Here is a 22,193-nt window from a genome sequence, read left to right as displayed (position 1 = left end):
GACAAGTGTCGACCGCGTACCTGGAGGTGGTCTTGCGGTCGTCTCCTTTGCCAGAGAACCTTCAGGTGAGAGGCGATTTCCGGGCGTCGACGGCGCGGCGCGCGAGGTCCGTCCGGTCGGTGACGAGTCCGTCCACGCCCAGGGCGAGCAGCCGGGTCATCCGCTGCGCGTCGTTGATGGTCCAGAGATGGATCTCGGCCCCGGAGATCCGCAGGCGGGCGAGGATCGGGGGAGTGGTGACGCGCAGGCCGAGCGCCGACTCCGGGACCTGGAGCGCGTCCATCCCGTTCAGCGCGAGGCGCACCAGCGCGGGGATCCGGAGGTGCGCTCCGAGCAGCGCCGCCAGGAAGCGGGGGGCGGACGCCGACGTGGCGACTCCGGGGAGCAGCCGCACGGTCGAGGCGCGGCGGGACTCCGAGAAGGAGGTGATCAGGACGCGGTCGCGCGCGCCCTGCCGGTCGACGGCCCGCGCAGTGGGGGCCACCGCGGCGCGAGTCTTCACGTCGATGTTCAGGAGGGCGTCGGGCAGCAGCCGCAGAGCGTCCTCGAGGCTCAGCAGCGTCTCTCCGCCCGGGAGGACGAGACGCGCGAGGTCCTCCCAGCGCTCGGCGTCGATCCGGTGGGACCGCCCGTCGGCGTCGCGGACGACCTCGTCGTGGACGAGAACGGCGACTCCGTCGAGAGAGGCCCGGACGTCTGTCTCGAGCAGGTCGGCGCCGGCCTCCAGTGCCCGCTCGAAGGCGCCCAGGGTGTTGCCGATCCGATCCGGCCCGAAGCCGCGATGGGCGATGACGCGCGGCCGCCGTCCCCGGAGGAACGGCGGCCGCCTGTCGCTCATGGTGCGCGGACCCTAGAAGCGCGGCGCCGGGGGAGTGACCGCGGAGTCCTGCGGGCGCTCGGGCTCCTGGCCCTTCGGGCCGAACGCGGCGCCGATACCCTTCAGCGCCTCGGTCAGCTCGCTCGGCACGATCCAGAGCTTGTTGGCGCTTCCGTCCGCGAGCTTGGGGAGCGTCTGCAGGTACTGGTAGGCGAGCAGCTCCTTGTCCGGACGGCCCTGGTGGATCGCTTCGAACACCGTCGTGATGGCCTTCGCCTCGCCCTCGGCGCGGAGGATCGCCGCCTTCGCGTCTCCCTCCGCAGCGAGGATCGCCGCCTGGCGGTGCCCCTCCGCGTTCAGGATCTGCGACTGCTTGGTGCCCTCTGCTGTGAGGATGACGGCGCGGCGGTCGCGCTCGGCGCGCATCTGCTTCTCCATCGAGTCCTGGATGGAGGCGGGCGGGTCGATCGCCTTGAGCTCGACGCGACCGACGCGGATGCCCCACTTGGTGGTGGCCTCGTCGAGGACGATGCGCAGCTGTCCGTTGATGTTGTCGCGGGAGGTGAGCGCCTCCTCGAGGTTCAGGCCACCGACGACGTTGCGGAGCGTGGTCGTGGTGAGCTGCTCGACGGCGCCGAGGTAGTTGGCGATCTCGTAGGTGGCCGCGCGGGCGTCGGTGACCTGGAAGTAGACGACCGTGTCGATCGAGACGACGAGGTTGTCCTCGGTGATGACCGGCTGGGGCGGGAACGAGACGACCTGCTCGCGCAGATCGACCGAGGGGCGCACCCGGTCGATGAAGGGGATGACGAGGTTGAGACCCGGCAGCAGCGTGCGGTGGTACTTGCCGAGCCTCTCGACGACCCCCGCAGTGGCCTGCGGGACGATCCTGATGGATTTGAACAGGACGACCAGGGCGAAGACGACGATCACCGCGACGACGATGGTCGTCACGAGTGCGGAAGTGGTCACGAGGAGCTCCTTTCGGCGGGGACGACGACAGCGGTCGCGCCGTCGATGGCGGTGACGACGACACGTTCGCCGAGACCGAGTGGACGTGATTCGACGAGCGGCGACAGGCGGGCCGTCCACGTCTCGCCGTTGGCCAGCTTGACCTGGCCGGGGCCGTCCCCGGCGATCACGACGCTGCCCGCGAGTCCGAGCAGGGCGTCGGCGCCGATCGGAGCCGGATCGCCGCCGCGTCGGAGCAGGCGGAGCAGGGGCGGACGGACCGTGAGCAGCAGCAGCACCGCGAGGACCGCGGCCACCGGGACCTGCACCCAGAAGGGCGCCCCGACGAGGCCGGTCAGGAGCCCGCCGACGCTGCCGACGGCGAGCATCAGGAACGTGAACTCGAGAGTGATCATCTCGACGATCACGAAGATCAGGATCAGCGCGAGCCAGAGGATCCACGCGAACTGGAGGACAGCGTCCATGCTGGTTGCTCCTTCCCCTCGATGAGCGGTTCCACCGTAACAAGGCCCCCCGGAAGCGGGCTGGGAGGGTCGGCGGCCGGGTCGAGGGGCGCGGGGCGGACGGTTTCGGTAGGATCGCCTGTCGGGGCCCCGGCCCGTCATCGTGCCCGCCCCGGTCTTCGCATCGGCGTCCTGGAGGATCTCCTCGTGTCCAACCCCCTCGCTCCCGGCTCGCTCGACGGCAAGCGCGTCCTCGTCACCGGCTCCTCCCGCGGCATCGGCGCCGACACGATCCGCTACTTCGCCGAGGCGGGCGCCCGTGTGGTCGTCAACTACCGCTCCAAGGCACCCCGGGCGAACAAGCTCGTCGACCAGATCGTCGCCGCCGGCGGCTCGGCCTTCGCGGTCGGAGCGGACCTCACCGACGCGCAGTCGCGCACCGACCTCTTCGCCCGCATCCAGGACGAGCTCGGTGGACTGGACGTGCTGGTCCTGAACGCGTCCGGCGGCATGGAGAGCAACATGGGCGAGGACTACGCGATGGTCCTCAACCGCGACTCCCAGGTGGCGACCCTCGAGGCGGCGCTGCCGCTGCTCGGCGACGGCGCGCGCATCGTCTTCGTGACGAGCCACCAGGCCCACTTCATCCGCTCGACGCCGACGATGCCCGAGTACGAGCCGGTCGCGCTGTCCAAGCGCGCGGGTGAGGACGCCCTGCGCGACCGCATCCCCGAGCTCGCCGAGCGCGGCATCGAGTTCGTCGTGGTCTCGGGCGACATGATCGAGGGCACCATCACGGCGACGCTGCTCGAGCGCTCGAACCCCGGAGCGATCAGCTCGCGCCGCGAGTCGGCCGGCAAGCTCTACAACGTCGGCGAGTTCGCGGCCGAGGTGGCTCTCGCGGCCGTCGAGCCGATCCCGGCGGAGAACACGCGGCTGGTGGGCGACATCACGGACTTCGTCGGCGCGTAGTCGCTGCGGGCGCTGGGCCGGCGACGGTTCGTCGGCGCGGGAGACCGGCGCCCGGCGTGCTTGCGCGATATCCGATAATGCACATTATGTCAGTTCGATCCGGCGTCGAGGCCTGAGCCGCTCCTCCGTCTCGACGGTGACGAACGACGCTCGCTGAGCGTCCTCCCCAGCGATGCCTGCCTCGAAACTCCGACGGCCGCGTGCACGACGTCGCTCTCGAGAACGATCGGCGTCCTCGCGCGAACCTCTCGACGGCTTGTGCTGGAGGAAACCTTCGTCGTAAAGTAACTTTACTATAAAGATAGTGGTTCGGAGGGACGTGGTCCTTCCGCTGAGGGTTCGGCGCACCGTTCTCCGCCGCACGCCGACGCCTCCAGGAGCAGCCCATCCATGACGACCGCCACCGCGACGACCCGAGATCCGCTGGAGCCGTCCGGGGTGGAGGCGACCCTGCGGTCCCTCGACGGGCCCGTCTTCGGGTTCGCCGCCCAGCCGCACCTCTCCGAGCTCGCCGCGGCGACCCTCAGTGATCGAGCCAGGGTCGACGGCGTCTCGCTCTCGTACACCTACTACCGGCACCCGCTGAACCGGGCCCATCCCTCGAACTTCGTCGACCTCACTCCGCAGCAGGTCGCCGCCATCGAGAGGGCCGAGACGTCGAGCCTGCCGCTCTGGATGGTCGAGCAGATCCGGCAGATCCGCTATCCGACCCTGTGGGACGCGGTCCGCACGGCGAAGGCGGGCCCGGGCGACCGGAAGGACGCCCTGGAGACGCGCCTCGCCGCCCACGCGAACGACGTGCTCCGCGCCCGCGATCCCCGCCACGTCGCGGTCCGCTCCCCCAGGAACACGTCGACCGGCCGTCTCCACCACTCCGACCTGCTCGAGACGACCTGCGTGATGGTCGATCGGGAGCCCCACCGCGGTCGACTCCTCGAGGCGGCGCCGTTCCTCACCGCCTTCGGTGCCCGGATCGGGAAGCGCTACCTGACGGTCGTCTACGACACGCGCACGGCACCGAAGCTGGCGTTGGAGTTCACGGTCCGCCGACCGGTCCCGGAGAGCGGCATCCTCTGATCCGATGTCGGCCGGGACTCCCCCGCGCCCCGCGTCGGACTGCGCGCCGATCATGTCGCTCACAGTCGGCGCACATGTCGCTGAGTATCGTTCGGGGAAACGGAGGTCATCATGAACAACTCTTCCTCGACCGGTGCGTTCGGCGCCGGCAACCCGATCGACAGCATCTGGCAGGCCATGGAGCAGGCGCGCGCCGGCTTCGAGAAGCGGGTCGGCACCCGGGTCGGGCGCGGCGACGTCCGCGCGGCCGTCCTGGCGCTCCTCGCGGAGCAGCCCATGCACGGCTACCAGATCATCCACGAGATCGAGGAGCGCAGCGGCGGCAGCTGGAAGCCCAGCCCCGGCTCGGTCTACCCCACCCTGCAGCTTCTGGCGGACGAGGGCCTGATCTCGGCCGACGAGTCGAACGGCCGCAAGACCTACTCGCTCACCGAGGCGGGCCACGCGCAGGTCGCCGCGTCCGGGGCCTCCTCCCCCTTCGCCGAGACCGACGGCGTCGAGGCCGGAGCGCTGCCCAAGGCGGGCATCGCACTGGCGCAGGCCGCCGCGCAGGTGCAGCGCTCGGGCACGCCCGCCCAGATCCGCCAGGCCGTGACCGAACTCGAGGACGTGCGCCGCCGCCTGTACGCGATCCTCGCGCAGGACTGACCCGGGTGCCGTCGGACAGCCCGGGTCCTTCGGGCCCGGGCCGCCGAGCGAGCAGTGAGCGGCGGCGCTACCGCCGCATCCTGCGCTTCGCCGCCTGGCACCTCGCGGTGACCTGGTGGTTCGATCTGGTCCTGCCCCGGCTGGGGCTGAACGTGATCGCCCTGCGTACGAGGCCGCACCGGATGCGGCGGTTCGCCCGCAGCTTCCACGTGCTCGCGGTCGAGCTGGGCGGCCTGATGATCAAGGTCGGCCAGTTCATGTCGTCGCGCCTGGACGTCCTCCCACCCGAGATCACGCGGGAGCTCGAGGGACTGCAGGACGAGGTCCCGCCCGTGCCCTTCCCCCGCATCCGCGCCCTCGCGGAGGCCGAACTCGGCATGTCACTGGAGCGCGCGTACGCCGGAGTCAACGAGTCGCCCGTGGCGGCGGCGTCGCTCGGCCAGGCTCATCGGGCGCTCCTGTCGCCGATCGACTCGGGCGACACCGGTCACACCACCGCGATCCTGAAGGTGCAGCGACCCGGCATCGACGCGATCGTCGACGTCGACCTCGCCGCGCTCCGCAGGGTCGGGCGCTGGCTCACCCACGTCCGCCTCGTCTCCGACCGCGTCGACGCCCCCGCACTCGTCGAGGAGTTCGCAGCGACCAGCCTCGAGGAGATCGACTACCTGCAGGAGGCCGCCAACTCCGTCCGCTTCGCCGCGGACTTCGCCGGCGACCCGCGGATCGGGGTGCCGGACGTCGTCTGGGAGCGCTCGACCCGCAAGGTCCTCACCCTGCAGGACGTCACCGCGATCAAGATCACCGACGCCGACGGGCTGTGCGCGGCCGACATCGACCCGCGCGACGTCGCGCCGGTGTTCGCCGCGGTGATGTTCGACCAGTTGTTCACGACCGGCTGGTTCCACGCGGATCCGCATCCGGGGAACGTGTTCGTCACTCCGACCCCCGGCGCCGAGCTGCCCTGGCGGCTCACCTTCATCGACTTCGGGATGATGGGCGAGGTCCCGCCGACGACCCGGGCGGGGCTGCGCACGATGCTCATCGCGGCCGCCTCGCGCGACGGCAAGGGCCTCGTCGATGCGGCGCGCGACCTCGGCGTTCTGCTGCCGTCCGCCGACTCCCGGGAGCTCGAGAAGGCGATGACGCAGCTGTTCGCGCGCTTCGGCGGGATGGGCTTCGCCGAGCTGCGCGAGGTCGACCCGCGCGAGTTCCGCCAGTTCGCCGAGCAGTTCGGCGACGTCGTCCGCTCGCTGCCGTTCCAGCTGCCCGAGAACTTCCTGCTGATCATCCGGGCCATGTCGCTCACCTCCGGCGTCTGCAGTGCGCTCGATCCGTCCTTCAACCTGTGGGACTCGGTCGAGCCGTACGCGCAACGGCTGATCCGGGAGGAGCGCGGCAACGTGGCGCAGGACCTGGGTCGGCAGGCGGTCGAGAACCTCGGTCTGCTCTGGCGGCTCCCCCGCCGGTTGGAGTCGCTCGCCTCGACCCTCGAGGACGGCACTCTCGCGGTGACGGTGCCGAGCGTCGAGCGCCGGCTGAACCGGCTCGACGCGACCGTGCGCCGGGTGGTGTCGGCCGTCCTATTCGCAGGGCTGCTGATCGCGGGCGCGGTGGTGCGGAGCGACGACGGCGGTCTCGGATCGGCGCTCATGATCGTGTCGATCGTGCCGCTGCTCCACGCGCTCCTGTCGGGGCGCCGCAGCGGCTGACTCCGCACCGCGAGCCGCATCACGGCGGTGGCCTACCGTGGAGGCATGGCCAGGACGATCTCCACGAACACCTCCGTCGACCGCGACGCGATGCTCGCCTTCGTGCGACCCCGGCACCGGATGATCGTCGCGACCACCCGGGGCGACGGCAGGCCGCAGATGTCGCCGGTGTCCGGCGGGGTCGACGAGGAGGGCCGGATCGTCGTCTCCACGTACCCGGGTCGCGCGAAGACCCGGAACGTCGAACGCCGGTCCGCCGTGTCGGTCCTGGTGCTGTCCGACGAGTGGGACGGGGCCTGGATCCAGGTCGACGGCGACGGCGAGGTCCTGCACATGCCCGAGGCCGCGGACGGACTGGTGGACTACTACCGCTGCATCGCGGGAGAGCACCCCGACTGGGACGAGTACCGCGCGGCGATGGCGCTGCAGGACAAGTCGCTCCTGCGCATCACTCCGACGCGCTGGAGCCCCGTCTCGACGGGCGGGTTCCCAGCCGACGTGGCGCAGCGGCTCGACGCGCGCTGACGACGCTCCGGCGGAGGATCCTGCGCCCCGTGCTCAGCCGGAGGGGACCGCGCAGGTCTCCTCCGCGGCCGTCTGGCCCGGAGCGGCGACCGCCGGGGGCTCCTGCGGCGGAGCGGGCTCCTGTGCGCCGGCCGTGGGCTCGACGGCGGGCGGCGCGGGCTCGACCGGCTCTCCCTGAGCGGGAGCGAGCACGACGGGCTCGTCCGCCAGGACCCGGGCCATCAACTCGGCGCCGAGCACCGGGTCCGGGACGACCTTCCCCGGGAAGTCCGGATCGTCGAGCGCGGGGTACTGCACGAACACCATCCGCTCGAGGTCGATGTCCTTGAGGGCGAGCGCGAGGGAGATCATCGTGCTCGGGTTCGTCATCGTCGTCGAGAGGTGCAGGTTCGAGGACGCCGCCTGCGCGAGTCCGTACAGCACGGGAGGGTTCGAGAGGGTGTCGGCCGAGCGGACGGTGCGCATCAGCGAGGCGAGGTACTGCTGCTGCGAGGAGATGCGCCCCAGATCGCTGCCGTCGCCGACGCCCTTGCGGGTGCGCAGGAACGCGAGCGCCGTCTCTCCGGAGACGGTCGAGACGCCGGCGGGCAGGTCGAGGCCGGAGTCGGTGTCCCGGATCGGACCGGCGAGGCAGATCGGCACTCCCCCGACGGCGTTGCTCATCTCGATGACGCCGTTGAACGAGACCCAGCCGGCGTAGGGGACGGAGAGGCCGGTGAAGGCCTGCAGGGTGTCGTTGACGCAGGCCAGTCCCCCGGCGCCGAACGCGCGGTTCAGCGAGGCGGCGGTCTCGGCCGGCGAGACGACTCCCGTCTCGGGGTCGGTGCACTCGGGGCGGCCGAGGATCAGGTCGCGCGGGAAGCTGATGACCGTCGCGTTGCTGTGGTCCGCCGAGACGTGCAGGAGGATGTTCACGTCGTTGAGCGTGGAGTCGCGGACGCCGAACTGCTCCCCCTGCGCGGTGTCGTTGTCGGTGCCGACGATCAGGACGCTGAAGCCGCCCTCGATCGCGCCGAGCCGCAGGCCTCCGGTGCCGTCGGCCTCGACGCCGAGGTCGACGGCGTTGCCGGTGACGTTGCGGCTGATGCTCGCGGCCGCGATGGCCACCAGTGACGTCGCGCTGACGCCGAGGACGGCCAGTCCCGCCGCCACCGCGATCGCCGCGGACCGCCGTCCCGATCGTCGCCGGAGCCGTCCGTGGCGGATGCTGCGCTCTGCTGCCATTCCGACAGTCTCCCCGACGTGCCGCCCCCAGGTGATCACCGGCGTGTCCTCGTGCAGCAGGCACGCGGTCGGCGACCCCGAGGCGGTCGCTGCGGCGGGCGGCCCGGCTCAGGGTTCTGCTCCGATCCGTCGGGCATCCCTGCCGCGACATGAAAACCACACATCGCTCGGAATTTCTGTGCTGATCTCTTGCGGCGTCCGTCCGCCCCGTGCATACTCGCTTTCCAAACGACGTTCGGTTTTCGGCAGAGGCCGTGGAGACCCGTCGACTCAACGGTGAGAGGACTCAGAGATGACAACTGCGAGTGGATCCGCGGCGGGGATGCCGTCCGGAATGACGACGGCGACCGCGACGGTCAGACGGGGCCAGGGGTTCCCGGAGCCGACCGAGCCGGCCAAGGGGAGCTACATCTTCTGGCTGCTCGCGGCGCAGCTGGTGTTCTTCATCGCCCTGCTCGGGCCGGCGATCGTGGGCATCGGAATCAAGATCACGTCGCTCGCTGACGCGGGAGTCATCGATCAGGACGGCCTGACCGGTGCGGCGGCCGTGCTCGGCGGATTCGGCGCGCTGTTCGCCACGGTCGCGAACGTCGTCTTCGGTCGCCTCTCGGACCGCACGACGAGCCGCTTCGGTCGCAGGCGGGTCTGGATCGTCGCAGGCACGGTGATCATGACCGTCGCGTTCGTCATCATGGCGCTCGCTCCGAGCCTGCTGGTCGCGACCGTCGGCTGGTCGCTGGCTCAGCTCGGTGCCAACATGGCGCTCGCGCCCTTCATCGCGACGATCGCCGACCAGGTGCCCAAGTTCCAGCGCGGCAAGATCACCGCTGCCCTCGGCATCGCGCAGAACGTCGGCGTCCTCGGCGGCACCTACGTCGCGCAGGCGTTCCAGGACCAGCTCCTCATCCTCTTCGTCGGCCCGGCGGTCCTCGCGATCGTCGTCATGGTCGTCTTCGCCGTCGTCCTCCCCGACCGCCGCCTGCCCGCCGCACCGCCCCGGGCGACCCTGCGCGACTGGGCCGAGACCTTCTGGGTCAGCCCCCGCAAGAACCCCGACTACGCGCTCGCCTGGTGGTCCCGCTTCCTGATCACCTTCGCGAGCTTCGGCTTCACGACGTTCCGCTTCTTCTACCTCCTCAACCACATCGGCGTCGACGCCGAGGACATTCCCGCGGTCATCTCGACGAGCGTGCTGATCTACACGATCACCCTCGTGGCCGCCAGCTACTTCGCCGGCTGGCTCTCGGACCGCATCGGACGGCGCAAGGTCTTCGTCTGGAGCTCCACCGCACTCTTCGCGATCGGGACCTTCGCGCTGATCTTCGTGCAGGACGTCCCCACCTTCTACATCCTCGAAGCACTCCTCGGCATCGCCTACGGCATCTACGTCGGCGTCGACCTCGCCCTCGTCGTCGACGTCCTCCCCGACCCCGAGAACTCCGGCAAGGACCTCGGCGTGTTCAACATCGCCAACGCCCTCCCCCAGACCATCGCCCCCCTCATCGGCGGCATCCTCGTCTACGTCAGCGACCCCACCGGCAACAACTACGCACTCTGGTTCTCCGTCTGCGCCATCGCGGCCATCATCGGAGCACTCGTCATCTTCCCCATCAAGAAGGTCAGGTAGGGCGGGCCGCCCCACCTCTCCCGCGAAGGCCCGCCGGTCACCGATCGGCGGGCCTTCGTGCGCTCCGGGCGAGTCGCGCCTCCTGCGGCCGCGCGATCTGATCGGATCGGGACATGTCGCGACCGCTGATCCTCCTGACCGGCATCGGTCTCGTGCTCCTGGCGACCCTCGTCCTCGCGCCGCTCTCGACCGTCTCCACCTGCTTCGACGCCGTCGAGCCGTCGGCGTCGCGGTGCGAGACGGCGCACCAGTCTCTGCTCGGAGCTCCGGCGAACCTCTGGGTCTGGCTCGTCGTCGTCGCGGTCGTCGTCGTCCGGACCGCCCTGCGCCTCCGCCGTCCTCGCGCGTTCATCGCGCCGGACGCGAGCCGATGATCCTCCCCGTCGCTCCTCCTGCCGCCCGCCTCCGGAGAAGATGTCGTCCGTGGAGGCGCTGAGCGTGCTCGTCCTGCTCGTGGTCGCCGTCGGCGCGGTCTGCCAGGTGCTGTCGGGAGTCGGATTCGCGCTCGTCACCTCCCCCCTGCTCGTGCTCGCGCTCGGCCACGACCGCGGCGTCCGCACCGTGCTGGCACTGTCGATCGTCCTCAACGCGGTCGTCCTCGTCCGGTCGTTCCGGCACGTGCGTCCGGCGGAGGCGCTGCGCCTCCTCGTGCCGGCGGCACTGCTGGTCGTGCCGGCGGCGCTCGTGCTGGACGCCGTCCGGCCCGCGGCACTCGCCGTCGTCGCGGGAGCGGTGATCCTGCTCGCCACGGCGCTGGTGGCAGGCGGAGGCGCACTCCCGTTCCTCGACGGCGGGCGGGGCGCGGTCCTCGCCGGGGCGCTCAGCGGAGTCTTCACCGTGCTGGCGGGCGCCGGCGGTCCGCCCGTGGCCCTCTTCGCCGCCCAGCGCCGCTGGACACCCTTGGTCGCGAGCGCGACTCTCCAGGCCTTCGCACTCCCCCTCAACCTGCTGACGCTGCTGGTGCTCGGCCCGTCCCCGGCTGATCTGTCGGGGCTGGGCTGGGCCGCAGCGGGGCTCGTCCTCGGGACGATCGCGGCGATGCTCGTCGCCCCCCGGGTGTCGGGCGCAGCAGTGCGACGGGTCACCCTCGTCGTCGCGGCTCTCGGCGGTGCGGGCCTGGTGGTCGGGGGCATCGCCGGCGCAGCGTGACCCGACGCCGTAGCAGGCGCCCCGGCGACGAGTCACTCCCCCGCTCTCTTGACACGGCTTCCACCTCGTCGTACTTTATCGATACACGAACAATCCTGTATCGATACAGGAAGCCGAGCACGAAGGAGTGCGATGCACGACACCGGCACGAGGGCTCCCTCCCCCTCGCCTCTGGAGCGGTTCCTCGCCGATCCGTCGCTCGTCGTCTCCGGAGGCAGATGGCACCTGTTCCCGACGACCGACGGCATCCAGGACTGGGGCGCCCGGGCCTTCCGGTGCTACTCCTCCCCCGACCTGGTCGACTGGACGGACGAGGGCGAGATCCTCCGCCTCGGGCGCGACGTCGCCTGGGCCGACTCCTTCGCCTGGGCGCCCGCCGCTCTCGAGCGGGACGGCACCCACTACCTCTACTTCACGGCGGGCAACAGCATCGGAGCGGCCCGCGCCACCGACGCCGCGGGCCCCTACGCCGACCTCGGCACCCCCCTCGTCCCCGCCGGCCGCTTCCCCGGCACCGCCATCGATCCATCGGTGTTCGTCGACGACGACGGTGCGGTCTACCTGCTCTGGGGCAACTCCGTCGCCCACCTGGTGCGCCTGGGCGACGACCTGATGTCGTTCGACGAGGACGCGGTGCACTCGTGGGTGCCGACCGGGTTCCGGGAGGCGGCGCACCTGCACCGGCGCGGCGACGCCTACTTCCTCACCTGGTCCGAGAACGACACCAGGGAGGAGGACTACCGCGTGCGCTGGGCGGTCGGCCGCAGCCCCTTCGGCCCCTGGACCGACGGCGGCGTTCTGCTCGAGAAGAACACCGCCGAGGGCATCCTCGCGACCGGCCACCACTCGATCTGCCGCGTCCCCGGCACGGACGACTGGGTCATCGCCTACCACCGCTTCGCCGTGCCGGGCGGAGACGGGGTGCACCGCGAGATCGTCTTCGACCTTCTCCACCACGACGGCGACCGACTCGTGCCCGTCGTCCCCCGGCACGCCCACCTCCGACTCCCTCTCTCCTGATCCCACCCACCCACCACAGAACGAGGAATGCAATGTCGCATCGCCCCCACGCCGTCGCCCTCCGCGCGGCCGCCCTCGCCGTCGCCGCGGCGAGCGCCTTCTCCCTGACCGCCTGCGGGTCCGCCGGCGCCGACTCCGGGAAGACCGAGCTCAGCTTCTTCTCCTGGGACAACGAGGCGACGATGACCCCGGTCATCGAGGCCTTCGAAGCAGCGAACCCGGACATCTCGGTCGAGTTCTCGAACGCGCCTCCGGTCGCCGAGTACGTCTCGACCCTGCAGACCCGCCTCGCGGGGAACAACGCGGCGGACGTGTTCCTGATCGCCGCCGAGAACAAGACGAACCTCATCGACGGCGGCTTCGTGAAGGACCTGACCGGCGAGCCGTTCATGGCCGAGATGTCGCCGTACAACACCGAGACGTACAGCAGCGACGGCAAGGCGTACGGCATGTCGACCTCCTCCTGGGCAGGCGGGATCCTCTACAACCGGGCACTGCTGGACGCGGCGGGCGTCACGGAGGTGCCGACCGACTGGGACGGCTTCCTCGACGCGCTGTCGAGCGTGAAGGACACCGGGGTCGTGCCGTACTACGACGCCGCCACGCAGATCCCGATGGGCCTGTCGGCGATGGTCGGCTCGGTCGACGCCGAGCAGGGCGGCGAGGTCGACGAGGCGATCTTCGACGGGAGCGCCGAGTTCGGCGACCTCTGGGACGAGCCGCTCGCCGCCTGGAGCGAGCTGCTCACCAGCGGGCTGATGAGCCAGGACGTGGTCAGCCTGACCGGCGACCAGATCGTGGACGAGTTCGCGAACGGACGCGTCGCGATGATCGCTGCCGGACCGTGGAACCTGCCCGCCGTCCGCGAGAAGGCCCCGGACCTCGACGTCGAGTTCGCTCCCTTCCCCACTCTCGACGGTGCCGGCTTCTGGGCCGGAGCCGCGTCCCCGGGCTTCGCGATCAACGCGAAGACCGACCACGAGGCCGAGGCCGAGGCGTTCCTGAGCTTCCTCGGCAGCGAGGAGGGCGTCCGGATCTATCAGGAGGGCACCTCCGCGCTGACGACGACCGCCAACTACACGCCGGTCGTCGACCCGGCGCTCGAGCCGAACCTCGCCGGACTGCAGGAGGGGCGCTTCTACCTCCCCTCGATCGCCTGGCCGCGCGAGCAGGACGCTCTGAGCACCGAGGCGGTCGCTCAGATCCAGCTGCTCGTGCAGGGGCAGGCCTCCCCCGAGGACGTCTCGGCGGCGCTGCAGGCGCGACTCGAGTCGCAGGGCTGAGGGCTCGGCCCGGCTCCGGCCGGGCCGGCCCTCCGGGAACGGAGAACCATGTCTGCCCTCACCGCACCGCACCGCGGAGCCGCCCTTGTTCGGCGCGCCCGCATCGATCCGCTCCGGCGTCGCGAGACCGTCAGCACGAGCCTGTTCCTCGTGCCGATCGTGCTCGTCTTCGTCCTGCTCTTCGCCGTGCCGCTCGCCCAGTCGTTCTACTTCAGCCTGACCGACTTCGACGGCTACTCCGTCGACTCCGAGTTCGTCGGACTCGCGAACTACGCCAGCATCGTCCGCGACCCGGCGATGCTGGCCGGGCTCCTCTTCACGCTGACCTACAGCCTCGGGACCACGGTCCTCGTCACTGCGCTGGCGATCCCTCTGGCCCTCGTCCTCAACCGCCCCTTCGTCGGTCGCGGAGCGGTCCGGGCCGTCCTCTTCTTCCCGGCCATCCCCAGCATCGCGATCCTCGGCCTCGTCTGGGGCCTGATCCTGTCGCCGCTGGGCTCCGGAGCCATCAACCGGGTGCTCGAGACCGTCGCTGGGCTCGGTCCGGTGCCGTGGCTCTCGAACGGCGCCCTCGCCCAGCTCTCGGTCATCGTCGTGGGCGTCTGGTCGAGCACCGGCTGGCACGCGATCCTCTATCTCGCCTATCTGCAGTCGATCCCCGAGGACTACTACGAGGTCGCCCGCATCGACGGAGCGTCGGCCGTGCGGCGCTTCTTCTCGATCACCCTCCCCCTGCTCGCCCCCGCGGTGACGGTCAGCACGCTGCTCCTCATGACGGGCGGGCTGAAGGTCTACGACCTGCCCTTCACCCTGACCAAGGGCGGTCCTGGGTTCTCGACCTACACGATCACGCAGTCGATCATCCAGAACGGAGTCGGCCAGGCGCAGTTCGGCAAGGCCTCGGCCCTCGCCGTCGTGTTCCTGCTCGTCGTCGGCTCGATCGTCGCCGTGCAGCTGCTCATCTCGCGCCGATTCGAGGAGAGGACCTCATGACCACCACCGCGGTCTCCCTGCCCCCGGCACCGCCGGTCGCCGATCCCCCCGTCCTTCGCCGACGCCCGCGACGGACGCGCGCTCAGCGCCGTCGCGGAGTGGCGGGCGCCCTGACCAGCATCGGCATGATCGCGCTGGCCGCGCTGGTCGGCGCACCCTTCTACTACATCGTCGTCAGCACGCTGAAGACGCAGCAGGAGGTGTCGAACGCTCCGTTCGCCCTGCCGACCCGCCTCGACTTCCGCAACTACGCCGACGTGTTCGCCTCCGTCCCGATCGTCGGAGCCTTCGCGAACACGTTCTACGTCACGGTCGTGTCGGTGGCGCTCATGCTCCTCGTGGGCTCGATGGCGGCCTACGCGATGCTGCTGCGCACCACGCTCCTCACCCGGATCGTGTCGGTCGTGCTGATCATCGCGTTCCTGGTGCCCGGTCAGGCGACGCTGATCCCGCTCTACCGCCTCCTGGCGAGCGCCGGTCTGGTCGACAGCCTGGAGGGGCTGATCCTGCTCTACGCCGCGGGGTCGATCTTCTGCTACTTCCTGATCCAGGGGTACATGAAGTCGCTCCCGCTCGAGATCTTCGAGGCCGCGCGGATCGACGGGGCGGGTCCGTGGCAGATCTACTGGCGCATCGTGCTCCCCCTGATCCGGCCGATCCTCATCACCGTGGGCGTCTTCCAGACGATGTGGGTGTGGAACGACTTCATCACCCCGAACGTCTTCATCAGCTCGTCCGAGAAGCAGACGCTCGTGCTGCAGGTGTACAAGGCGGTCGGGCAGTTCGGAGTGAACTGGCCCGCGTTCCTCACGCTGAGCGTCGTCGTGCTGCTGCCGATGGTGGTCTTCTTCGTCCTGATGCAGAAGCACATCGTGGGCGGTCTGGTGTCCGGCAGCGTGAAGGGGTGACCGGGTACCTCCTCGCCTACTTCCTCCCGGGACCCGGTGGGGAGGCCGTGCGGTTCGCCGTGAGCGCGGACGCGACTCCGCTCGTCTTCCATGCACTGCCGGGCGGGCCTCTGCGCTCGGACGTGGGCGAGGGCGGAGCCAGGGACCCGTTCCTCGTGCGGGATACCGCCTCGGGACGGGTCGTGCTGCTCGCCACGGACCTGCGCACGGAGGACGTCGACGACTGGCACCGGGCGGTGCGGCACGGCAGCCGGTCGATCCTGGTGTGGGAGTCGTCGGATCTCGTCGACTGGGGCGATCCCCAGCTGCGAGCCGTCGCTCCGGAGGAGGCGGGCAACGCGTGGGCGCCGAAGGCGTACCGGAGCGAGGAGCGCGGCTGCTGGCAGGTCTTCTTCTCGAGCGCGCTCTTCCCGCCCGGGCAGGATCGCGGCACCGCCGTCCACCAGAGGATCCTCGTTGTCGAGACGGAGGACTTCGTGCGCTTCTCCTCTGCGAGGATCGCCCTGGACACCGGTCGCGACGTCATCGACGCGACGTTCCTCCCCGACGGCGACGGGTGGCTCCGCTTCACGGTCGAGACGCCGACGGGAGCCGACGCGACCTCGATCACGCTCGCGCGCGGAGTGTCCCTGGACGGCCGCTTCGAGACCGTGCGGACGGGGATTGGCCGCCCCGAGCTCGCCCGCGGCGAAGGTCCCGCGGTCATCCGCTCCCCCGACGGGACCACGACCTGGCTGCTGATCGACGAGTTCGGCCTGCGCGGGTACCGCGTCTTCTCCTCCGCCCGACCCGGGACCGGAGGGTTCGAACCGGTCCGTGGCGCGCGTCTACCCGACGACGCGCGCCACGGGTCGCTCCTCGCGCTCACCGACGACGAAGCGGCACGGCTCCGCTCCCGTGCCGGGATCGGGCCTGCACCCGTGGGAAGCTCGAGGGGAGGAGGTGCGTCATGGTGACCATCCACGACGTGGCGAAAGAGGCCGGGGTCTCGGCGATGACCGTGTCGCACGTGCTGAACGACCACCCGCACGTCCGCGAGACCACGCGCGAGAAGGTGCTCGACGTGATCACGCGGCTCGACTACCGGGTGAACGTCGCCGCGCGGAACCTGCGGACGGGACGCACCGGCACCATCGGACTCGCGGTGCCCGAGATCGACCGGCCGTACTACGGCCGGCTCGCTGCCGAGATCATCGCCGCCGCCGAGAAGCACGACCTCCGCGTCGTGATCGAGCAGACCGGCGCCCAGCGCGAGAACGAGCTCGGGGCGCTCGCGTCCTCCCGGAAGCGGCTGTACGACGGCATCATCCTGAGCACCGTCGGGCTCGGCGCGGCCGACACGGAGCTGCTGCGCGTCGATCATCCGCTCGTGATCCTCGGCGAGCGCATCTTCGAGGGGCCGGTCGATCACGTGGCCATGGCGAACGTGGACGGGGCCCGGATGGCCGTCGCCCATCTGATCGAGAAGGGCTGCCGCCGGATCGTGATGGTCGACGATCCGGCACCCGACGAGGTCGACGTCTCGAGTCTGCGCCTCGAGGGCTATCGTCGCGCGCACGAGGAGGCCGGACTCGCGGTCGACCCGGCGCTGCACATCGAGGTCGGCGAGTTCACGATGGCCGGCGGTGCCCGGGGCATCCGCGACTTCCTCGACCGCGGCGTCCCCTTCGACGGGGTGTTCTGCATCACCGACACCGTCGGGATCGGGGTCCTCCGGGGTCTCGCGGATCGAGGGATCCCGGTGCCGGGACAGGTCAGGGTCGCCGCCTTCGACGCGATCCTCGAGGGCGAGTACACGGTGCCGAGGCTGACCACGATCGATCCCGACCACGCCTTCATGGCGCGCACCGCGGTCGAGCGGCTCGTCTACCGGATCGCGGGCGGGACCACGGCGGCCGAGGAGTACATGGCCGCGCCGCGCCTGATCGTGCGGGAGAGCTCGGCCTGAGCCCTCGTGGCCCCGGCATCGCGCTCCCCCGCTAGGGTGGGCGGACCGCAGCGCGAAGGGGGCCTCGATGGCGCGGAGCAGGACCAGGGACGGACGACGGATCGCCGTGCTCGCGGTCGTGCTCGCGGCGGTGCCGCTGCTCTCGGGATGCGCGGGACCGATCGCGTTCTCGGACTACGGTCGCGAGCGCACCGACGCCGATGTACTGCCGGATCTCGGAGTCGTCACCGACGGGATCGATCCGGAGTCGGCGCGCTACGCGGGCTCGGTCGAGGGCCTGGAGGTGTACCTCGGCTCCTCCGTCGAACGCGGCGATCAGTGCGTGATCGTCGACGCCGGCGCTCAGTCGAGCAGCGCCTGCACGACGGGCGGAGGGACCGTGTCGTCGGGTCCGGGCGCCTGGACGGTGCAGCTCCATCCCGACGGCGGCGGGCCGGAGGACTCCTCCTTCGAGGACTGGACCCCGCTCGGCGAGAACGTATCGGTGCGCGCCGACTGAGCCCGTCCGGGGCTGGCCGGGGTGGAATCAGGGTTCTCCCCGATCCACTCGGCGGCGCGCCCCGACAGGATCGGAGCGTGCCCACCGCCTCGAGATCCTTCCTGCTGTCCGCCCTCGCCCTCGCGCTCGGCGGCGGACTGCTGCTGGGAGGAGCGACGAGCCTCCTGCAGACCGTCCTCCCTCCCGCGCTGAACTCGTTCGCCAACTCCTCCGGTGGCTGGTCCATGCTGGTGTTCGCCCTCGTGCGGCTCACGCGGGTGCGTCCCGTGCCCGGCGCGGTCGTCGGACTCCTCTCGTTCCTCGCGATGCTCGAGGGCTACGACCTGGTCACCGGCTGGCGCGGCTTCGGCTGGTCGCCGCCGTTCTCCGATCCGTTCTGGCTCCTCGCGGTCCCCGCCGGCCCGATCCTCGGAGCCGCCGCGGCGCTCACTCTGCACGGCACGACCGCCTGGCGGGTGCCGGCCGTCGCTCCGCTCTCGGGGGTGCTGATCGGCGAGGGGATCTGGGCGCTGGGCGCCGTCGCCGACACCACGAGTCCGGTCTACTGGTGGCTCGAGATCGTGCTCGGAGTCGTGTTCCTCCTGCTCGCCGTCCTCCGTCGCAGGCCCGGCCTGCCGGTCGCGCTCGCGTCGCTCGCGGTCACGGCGGCCGCGGCGGTCTGCTTCGACGTGGTGTACTCGCTGTTCTGACCTCGGGAATGCGCGGCCCTCCTCCGTTGCTGCACGAGGGGGCTGAGGAGGATCACGTGGAGCTCGTGCACTGGCTGTTCGATGCGCAGATCGTCCTGGGCGACCAGAGGGTGCTGTGGCGCGAGGTCATCGGCAACGCCTTCGGGCTGGCGAGCGCTCTGGGCGGCATGCGGCGGAAGGTCTGGGCCTGGCCGGTCGGGCTCGTCGGCAACGCCCTGCTCTTCACGGTCTTCATGGGTGCGCTCTTCGGCACTCCGAACCCCGTGAACCTGCTCGGGCAGGCCGGCCGGCAGGTCATGTTCATGATCGTGAGCGTCTACGGCTGGTACCGGTGGACGCACCGCCCGGAGTCGTCGCCGACGGTGATCGAGCCGCGCTGGGCGTCCTGGCGGACCCGCGCGCTCCTGGTCCTCGGGATGGTCGGCGGCACCGCGGTGCTCACTCCGCTGTTCCGCGCGCTCGGCTCGTACGAGCCGGTGTGGAGCGATGCGTGGATCTTCACCGGGTCGCTGCTCGCGACCTACGGCATGGCGAAGGGGTGGGTCGAGTTCTGGCTGATCTGGGTCGCCGTCGACGTCGTGGGCGTGCCCCTGCTCTTCTCGGCCGGGTACTACGCCTCCGGTCTCATGTACGTCGTCTACGGAGCGTTCACGCTGCTCGGGTTCTTCGTCTGGATGCGGCACGGACGCAAGCCCTCCAGTGCGGCGGTCACGGTCGGCTGATCGCCGGGGAGCGGCCCGTAGGCTGGGACGATGACGTCCCGGGTGCGCCTCCTCCTGGCCTCGTCGCACCCCGGGCCCACCGTCACGGTCACGGTCCTCGCCACGGTGCTCGCCGCCGCGGCGGGCCGGCCCCTCCCCGTGGTGGTGCTCGTCGCTCTGGCCGTGCTCGCGGGCCAGCTCTCGATCGGGCTCGCGAACGACTGGATCGACGTCGACCGCGACCGCGCGGTCGGGCGCACCGACAAGCCGGTGGCCGTCGGAGCGATCAGCGTCCGCGCCGTGCGGACCGCCGCGATCGTCACCGCCGCCGTCTCGGTCGTGCTCTCGCTCCTGCTCGGCCCGGTCTCGGCGGTCGCCCACATCGTGCTCGTCGCGGCCGGCTGGGCGTACGACGCCGGGCTCAAGCGCACCGCCCTCTCGGTGCTCCCCTTCCTCGTCGCGTTCGGCCTCCTCCCCGTCGTCGCCGTCTCGGCCGGCGGCGGTCCCCTCCCGGCCGTCTGGGCGATCGCGACCGGAGCCGTGTTCGGCGTCGCGATCCACTGCACCAACGTGCTGCCGGACCTGGTCGACGACGCGGCCACCGGCGTCCGCGGGTTCCCGCACCGACTAGGGCTCCGGCTCTCGGGCGTCGTCGCCTTCGGCTCCCTCGTCGTCGCGGCGCTCCTGGTGCTGCTCGGTCAGATCGGGGGTGCGGAGGCGGTCCGCGGCCCTGGCATCGCGCTGGCCGTCGCCGGGGCCCTCGCCGTGATCGCGCTCGCCGCCGTCGGGATCCGCCTCGTGTTGACCGGACCCCCGACGCGCCTGCTCTTCCGCCTGGTGATCGCGGCGTCGCTCGTGCTCGTCGTCGAGCTGGGGCTCTCGGGCGCCCGTCTCGTGGCCTGACCCGGATCAGGACCAGCGCATCGCGTAGACGCGCGCCAGAAGATCGGACGTCGGCAGCGCGAGCAGCGTGCGCAGGAGGGCCGTGCGACCGCGATGGGCGACGGCTCCCAGCGGCCGGCCGAGCGCCATGTTCAGCTCGGCCTGACGGGCGGCCCGGCGCGCCACGCGCATCCGTCGACGGGCGAAGGCGGACCACGGGCCGGCCGTTCCCGAGCGGACGCCGTGCACCAGGAGCGGAGCGAGTTCCGCCGCATCGAGCCAGCCCAGGTTCATCCCCTGGCCGCCGATCGGGCTGATCTCGTGCGCCGCGTCGCCGATGAGCACCACGCCTCCGATCCCGACGAGGCCCGCCTCCCGTCGGCGGACCCGGAAGCCACTGAGCATCGTGCAGGTCCTCGCGTCGACGGGTGCCCCCGTGCGCGCGCGGACGACCGCGGCGAGCGCGGCCGCCGCCGCCGTGTCCGGAGCCGCGTCGGGGCGCCAGGCGGGGGCGCCGAGCGAGGCGTTCGGTCCGCTGAGCGCGACATAGCGCCGCCGACCACCGGGCAGGGGGAAGGACTCCACGACGCCCTCCGGGCCGACGTCGACGAGAGCGGAGGAGGCCAGCGAGGCCGCCTCGGGGTCGGCGAAGTCGCCCATCACGTAGCGGTCGGAGTAGTCGCGGCCGGAGACGCCGATGCCGAGCAGCTCCCGCACAGCGCTCCGGGCGCCGTCCGCCCCGACGACGAAGGAGGCGTGCAGCTCGAACGTCTCGCCGTTTCGACCGGTGCCCGTCACCTCGACCTGCGCCCCGCGACGGTGCAGGCCGCTCACCTCGACTCCCGTCCGCAGGGCCGTCGGGTCGAGGGCGTCCAGCCGACCGCGGAGGATCGTCTCCGTCCGGTGCTGGTCGAGGGTCGCGACGTAGGGATGCGTGCGCGACGCGCGAGCGAACGACAGCACGCCCAGATCGCGGCCCCGGCTGCGCGCGACGCCGTGCGTCACGAGCGCCGCCTCCGCGAGGACGGGCTCTGCCGCTCCGATCACCGCGAACGCGTCGAGGGACGGCGGATGGATGCCGATCGCGCGGGATCCCGCGGGCACCGACGCCCGCTTCTCCCACACCTGCACGCCGACGCCCGCCTGCGCGAGCAGCGCGCCGAGGAACACCCCGACGGGCCCGCCGCCGACCACGAGCACGTCCGTCCGCTCCACAGTCACGCTCCGAGCCTACGGAGCGGCGCCCCCTCCCGCGGGCACTCGTGCCGTGGGCGGGTGCTGGCTAGGGTGTCGCCATGACCGACCGCGTTCTCGCTCCGGAACCGCCCGCCGACGGCTCGAAGCCGAAGGGCCCCGCCTCCTACTTCCCCAGCATCGAGAAGACCTACGGGCGCCCGGTGCAGGAGTGGCTCGACCTCGTCGACGAGCGCCTCGACTCCGAGCCCCACATGCAGGTCGTGGGGTGGCTGAAGTCGGAGCACGGACTCGGCCACGGGCACGCGAACGCGCTCGTCGCCTACGTGAAGGCAGCTCGGGCCTGATCCGGACTCGGCGGCGAACGATCGTGCGCGGCCGGATCAGCCCTTCGCGGCCGCCCGGGCGGCCTTGGCAGCCTCCCGCTTCGCCACCTTCGCCGCTTCGCGCTCGGCGACCTTCCGCCGGTTGAGCGCCACAGCTTCGCGGACGAGCTCGGCGAGCGCCTCCGCGTCGACCGGATCGCCCTCGCCGAACTCGACCGAGCGGCGCTGGTTCCCGCCCAGCTCGCCGTTGAAGATCCCGTGCGGATCGGGCAGCGAGGCGCCGTAGAGGAAGCCGAGCTTGACCTTCGCCTTGAAGACGTTGCCGACGCAGAGGATCCCGTCGAGCTCCCACACGGGCGCGCCCATCCACTTCCACTCCTCGACGATGCCTGGCTCGGCGGCGAGGACGACTCGGCGCAGCTCCGCGAGCACCTCCCCGCGCCAGTCGGGGGTGCGGGCGATCAGCGCGTCGATCTCGTCGCTCGGAGTCATGGCGGTCCTCTCGTCGGCGGGAACGGGCCGATGCTACTCCGCCCGCGACTCTGGTGCTGCGGGCCCAGCAGGTCCACCCTGAAGACGACGGA

Annotated in this window: 25 protein-coding genes; 19 read left to right on the top strand and 6 right to left on the bottom strand. The window is 71.3% G+C overall.

Going from position 1 to position 22,193, the window contains the following annotated elements; all coding sequences use genetic code 11:
• Nucleotides 1-61: 61 nt before the first annotated feature.
• The 3 genes from ASF46_RS08590 to ASF46_RS08580 are packed head-to-tail and all read right to left on the bottom strand — an operon-like array spanning nt 62 to nt 2,253.
• A complete protein-coding gene (locus tag ASF46_RS08590) occupies nt 62-838 on the bottom strand; it encodes a glycerophosphodiester phosphodiesterase family protein (protein WP_056867131.1) in 777 nt (258 codons plus the stop codon).
• A 12-nt stretch (nt 839-850) separates the two neighbouring features.
• Entirely contained in the window at nt 851-1,771 is a 921-nt protein-coding gene (locus ASF46_RS08585) for an SPFH domain-containing protein (RefSeq protein WP_416351489.1), read from the bottom strand.
• Between the two features lie 14 nt (nt 1,772-1,785).
• Complete coding sequence (locus tag ASF46_RS08580; RefSeq protein WP_056867129.1) at nt 1,786-2,253, bottom strand: NfeD family protein; 468 nt, start codon at nt 2,251-2,253, stop codon at nt 1,786-1,788.
• A 186-nt stretch (nt 2,254-2,439) separates the two neighbouring features.
• On the opposite strand from ASF46_RS08580, the gene ASF46_RS08575 reads away from it, so the two are divergent.
• The 5 genes from ASF46_RS08575 (at nt 2,440) to ASF46_RS08555 (ending at nt 7,166) form a co-directional block, all read left to right on the top strand.
• Nucleotides 2,440-3,204, top strand: coding sequence for an SDR family oxidoreductase (locus ASF46_RS08575; protein ID WP_056867128.1), 765 nt, complete (start codon nt 2,440-2,442; stop codon nt 3,202-3,204).
• 390 nt (nt 3,205-3,594) lie between these two features.
• Complete coding sequence (locus tag ASF46_RS08570) at nt 3,595-4,281, top strand: hypothetical protein (RefSeq protein WP_056867127.1); 687 nt, start codon at nt 3,595-3,597, stop codon at nt 4,279-4,281.
• A gap of 111 nt (nt 4,282-4,392) precedes the next feature.
• Complete coding sequence (locus ASF46_RS08565) at nt 4,393-4,929, top strand: PadR family transcriptional regulator (protein ID WP_056867126.1); 537 nt, start codon at nt 4,393-4,395, stop codon at nt 4,927-4,929.
• Entirely contained in the window at nt 4,926-6,641 is a 1,716-nt protein-coding gene (locus ASF46_RS08560; RefSeq protein ID WP_416351488.1) for an ABC1 kinase family protein, read from the top strand. Before ASF46_RS08565 ends, ASF46_RS08560 begins: the two co-directional genes overlap by 4 nt.
• A 45-nt stretch (nt 6,642-6,686) precedes the next feature.
• Entirely contained in the window at nt 6,687-7,166 is a 480-nt protein-coding gene (locus ASF46_RS08555; protein WP_056867124.1) for a PPOX class F420-dependent oxidoreductase, read from the top strand.
• A gap of 33 nt (nt 7,167-7,199) precedes the next feature.
• On the opposite strand, the gene ASF46_RS08550 is transcribed toward ASF46_RS08555, so the two are convergent.
• The gene (locus ASF46_RS08550) at nt 7,200-8,390 is read right to left on the bottom strand and encodes an LCP family protein (protein WP_082485320.1); all 1,191 of its coding nucleotides are present in this window, start codon (nt 8,388-8,390) and stop codon (nt 7,200-7,202) included.
• A 292-nt stretch (nt 8,391-8,682) separates the two neighbouring features.
• On the opposite strand from ASF46_RS08550, the gene ASF46_RS08545 reads away from it, so the two are divergent.
• From ASF46_RS08545 to ASF46_RS08485, 13 genes are all read left to right on the top strand, one after another.
• The gene (locus ASF46_RS08545) at nt 8,683-10,017 is read left to right on the top strand and encodes an MFS transporter (RefSeq protein ID WP_056867122.1); all 1,335 of its coding nucleotides are present in this window, start codon (nt 8,683-8,685) and stop codon (nt 10,015-10,017) included.
• A 113-nt stretch (nt 10,018-10,130) separates the two neighbouring features.
• The gene (locus ASF46_RS08540) at nt 10,131-10,391 is read left to right on the top strand and encodes a hypothetical protein (protein ID WP_056867121.1); all 261 of its coding nucleotides are present in this window, start codon (nt 10,131-10,133) and stop codon (nt 10,389-10,391) included.
• A gap of 40 nt (nt 10,392-10,431) precedes the next feature.
• Complete coding sequence (locus ASF46_RS08535; protein ID WP_056867120.1) at nt 10,432-11,166, top strand: TSUP family transporter; 735 nt, start codon at nt 10,432-10,434, stop codon at nt 11,164-11,166.
• A gap of 132 nt (nt 11,167-11,298) precedes the next feature.
• Nucleotides 11,299-12,186 (top strand): family 43 glycosylhydrolase, encoded by an 888-nt coding sequence (locus ASF46_RS08530; protein WP_056867119.1) that lies wholly within the window; start codon nt 11,299-11,301, stop codon nt 12,184-12,186.
• A 32-nt stretch (nt 12,187-12,218) separates the two neighbouring features.
• On the top strand, nt 12,219-13,469 hold the full coding sequence (locus tag ASF46_RS08525) for an ABC transporter substrate-binding protein (RefSeq protein WP_056867118.1): 1,251 nt from the start codon (nt 12,219-12,221) through the stop codon (nt 13,467-13,469).
• A 48-nt stretch (nt 13,470-13,517) separates the two neighbouring features.
• Entirely contained in the window at nt 13,518-14,462 is a 945-nt protein-coding gene (locus ASF46_RS08520) for a carbohydrate ABC transporter permease (protein ID WP_082485319.1), read from the top strand.
• Nucleotides 14,459-15,370 (top strand): carbohydrate ABC transporter permease, encoded by a 912-nt coding sequence (locus tag ASF46_RS08515; RefSeq protein ID WP_082485318.1) that lies wholly within the window; start codon nt 14,459-14,461, stop codon nt 15,368-15,370. The genes ASF46_RS08520 and ASF46_RS08515 overlap by 4 nt, the downstream gene beginning before the upstream one ends.
• Entirely contained in the window at nt 15,367-16,326 is a 960-nt protein-coding gene (locus tag ASF46_RS08510; RefSeq protein WP_055792177.1) for a glycoside hydrolase family 43 protein, read from the top strand. Before ASF46_RS08515 ends, ASF46_RS08510 begins: the two co-directional genes overlap by 4 nt.
• Complete coding sequence (locus tag ASF46_RS08505) at nt 16,320-17,318, top strand: LacI family DNA-binding transcriptional regulator (protein WP_055792180.1); 999 nt, start codon at nt 16,320-16,322, stop codon at nt 17,316-17,318. The genes ASF46_RS08510 and ASF46_RS08505 overlap by 7 nt, the downstream gene beginning before the upstream one ends.
• Nucleotides 17,319-17,385: 67 nt before the next feature.
• Nucleotides 17,386-17,817, top strand: a complete 432-nt coding sequence (locus ASF46_RS08500) for a hypothetical protein (RefSeq protein WP_157602315.1) — start codon at nt 17,386-17,388, stop codon at nt 17,815-17,817.
• Nucleotides 17,818-17,894: 77 nt separating this feature from the next.
• On the top strand, nt 17,895-18,506 hold the full coding sequence (locus tag ASF46_RS08495; RefSeq protein WP_056867116.1) for a DUF6518 family protein: 612 nt from the start codon (nt 17,895-17,897) through the stop codon (nt 18,504-18,506).
• Nucleotides 18,507-18,562: 56 nt separating this feature from the next.
• Nucleotides 18,563-19,228 (top strand): nicotinamide riboside transporter PnuC, encoded by a 666-nt coding sequence (pnuC, locus tag ASF46_RS08490; protein WP_157602312.1) that lies wholly within the window; start codon nt 18,563-18,565, stop codon nt 19,226-19,228.
• 30 nt (nt 19,229-19,258) lie between these two features.
• Nucleotides 19,259-20,110 (top strand): UbiA family prenyltransferase, encoded by an 852-nt coding sequence (locus ASF46_RS08485; protein WP_056867114.1) that lies wholly within the window; start codon nt 19,259-19,261, stop codon nt 20,108-20,110.
• Between the two features lie 6 nt (nt 20,111-20,116).
• Here the strand turns inward: ASF46_RS08485 and ASF46_RS08480 are convergent, their stop codons facing one another.
• A complete protein-coding gene (locus ASF46_RS08480; protein ID WP_235576888.1) occupies nt 20,117-21,310 on the bottom strand; it encodes an FAD-dependent oxidoreductase in 1,194 nt (397 codons plus the stop codon).
• Nucleotides 21,311-21,384: 74 nt separating this feature from the next.
• On the opposite strand from ASF46_RS08480, the gene ASF46_RS08475 reads away from it, so the two are divergent.
• A complete protein-coding gene (locus tag ASF46_RS08475) occupies nt 21,385-21,630 on the top strand; it encodes a DUF4287 domain-containing protein (protein ID WP_056867112.1) in 246 nt (81 codons plus the stop codon).
• Between the two features lie 36 nt (nt 21,631-21,666).
• Here ASF46_RS08475 and ASF46_RS08470 read toward each other — a convergent pair whose 3' ends face one another.
• Entirely contained in the window at nt 21,667-22,101 is a 435-nt protein-coding gene (locus ASF46_RS08470) for a DUF1801 domain-containing protein (protein ID WP_056867111.1), read from the bottom strand.
• Between the last annotated feature and the right edge of the window lie 92 nt (nt 22,102-22,193).

Source organism: Rathayibacter sp. Leaf296 (assembly GCF_001423045.1).
GTDB lineage: Bacteria > Actinomycetota > Actinomycetes > Actinomycetales > Microbacteriaceae > Rathayibacter > Rathayibacter caricis.
This window is presented reverse-complemented; position numbering and strand designations above follow the sequence as displayed.

Bases quoted from the DNA above. Each gene is read 5' to 3' on its own strand.
- ASF46_RS08590 (WP_056867131.1), bottom strand. From the start codon at position 838: ATGAGCGACAGGCGGCCGCCGTTCCTCCGGGGACGGCGGCCGCGCGTC.
- ASF46_RS08580 (WP_056867129.1), bottom strand. From the start codon at position 2,253: ATGGACGCTGTCCTCCAGTTCGCGTGGATCCTCTGGCTCGCGCTGATC.
- ASF46_RS08570 (WP_056867127.1), top strand. From the start codon at position 3,595: ATGACGACCGCCACCGCGACGACCCGAGATCCGCTGGAGCCGTCCGGG.
- ASF46_RS08565 (WP_056867126.1), top strand. From the start codon at position 4,393: ATGAACAACTCTTCCTCGACCGGTGCGTTCGGCGCCGGCAACCCGATC.
- ASF46_RS08555 (WP_056867124.1), top strand. From the start codon at position 6,687: ATGGCCAGGACGATCTCCACGAACACCTCCGTCGACCGCGACGCGATG.
- ASF46_RS08550 (WP_082485320.1), bottom strand. From the start codon at position 8,390: ATGGCAGCAGAGCGCAGCATCCGCCACGGACGGCTCCGGCGACGATCG.
- ASF46_RS08545 (WP_056867122.1), top strand. From the start codon at position 8,683: ATGACAACTGCGAGTGGATCCGCGGCGGGGATGCCGTCCGGAATGACG.
- ASF46_RS08540 (WP_056867121.1), top strand. From the start codon at position 10,131: ATGTCGCGACCGCTGATCCTCCTGACCGGCATCGGTCTCGTGCTCCTG.
- ASF46_RS08535 (WP_056867120.1), top strand. From the start codon at position 10,432: ATGTCGTCCGTGGAGGCGCTGAGCGTGCTCGTCCTGCTCGTGGTCGCC.
- ASF46_RS08530 (WP_056867119.1), top strand. From the start codon at position 11,299: ATGCACGACACCGGCACGAGGGCTCCCTCCCCCTCGCCTCTGGAGCGG.
- ASF46_RS08525 (WP_056867118.1), top strand. From the start codon at position 12,219: ATGTCGCATCGCCCCCACGCCGTCGCCCTCCGCGCGGCCGCCCTCGCC.
- ASF46_RS08520 (WP_082485319.1), top strand. From the start codon at position 13,518: ATGTCTGCCCTCACCGCACCGCACCGCGGAGCCGCCCTTGTTCGGCGC.
- ASF46_RS08515 (WP_082485318.1), top strand. From the start codon at position 14,459: ATGACCACCACCGCGGTCTCCCTGCCCCCGGCACCGCCGGTCGCCGAT.
- ASF46_RS08505 (WP_055792180.1), top strand. From the start codon at position 16,320: ATGGTGACCATCCACGACGTGGCGAAAGAGGCCGGGGTCTCGGCGATG.
- ASF46_RS08500 (WP_157602315.1), top strand. From the start codon at position 17,386: ATGGCGCGGAGCAGGACCAGGGACGGACGACGGATCGCCGTGCTCGCG.
- ASF46_RS08485 (WP_056867114.1), top strand. From the start codon at position 19,259: ATGACGTCCCGGGTGCGCCTCCTCCTGGCCTCGTCGCACCCCGGGCCC.
- ASF46_RS08475 (WP_056867112.1), top strand. From the start codon at position 21,385: ATGACCGACCGCGTTCTCGCTCCGGAACCGCCCGCCGACGGCTCGAAG.
- ASF46_RS08470 (WP_056867111.1), bottom strand. From the start codon at position 22,101: ATGACTCCGAGCGACGAGATCGACGCGCTGATCGCCCGCACCCCCGAC.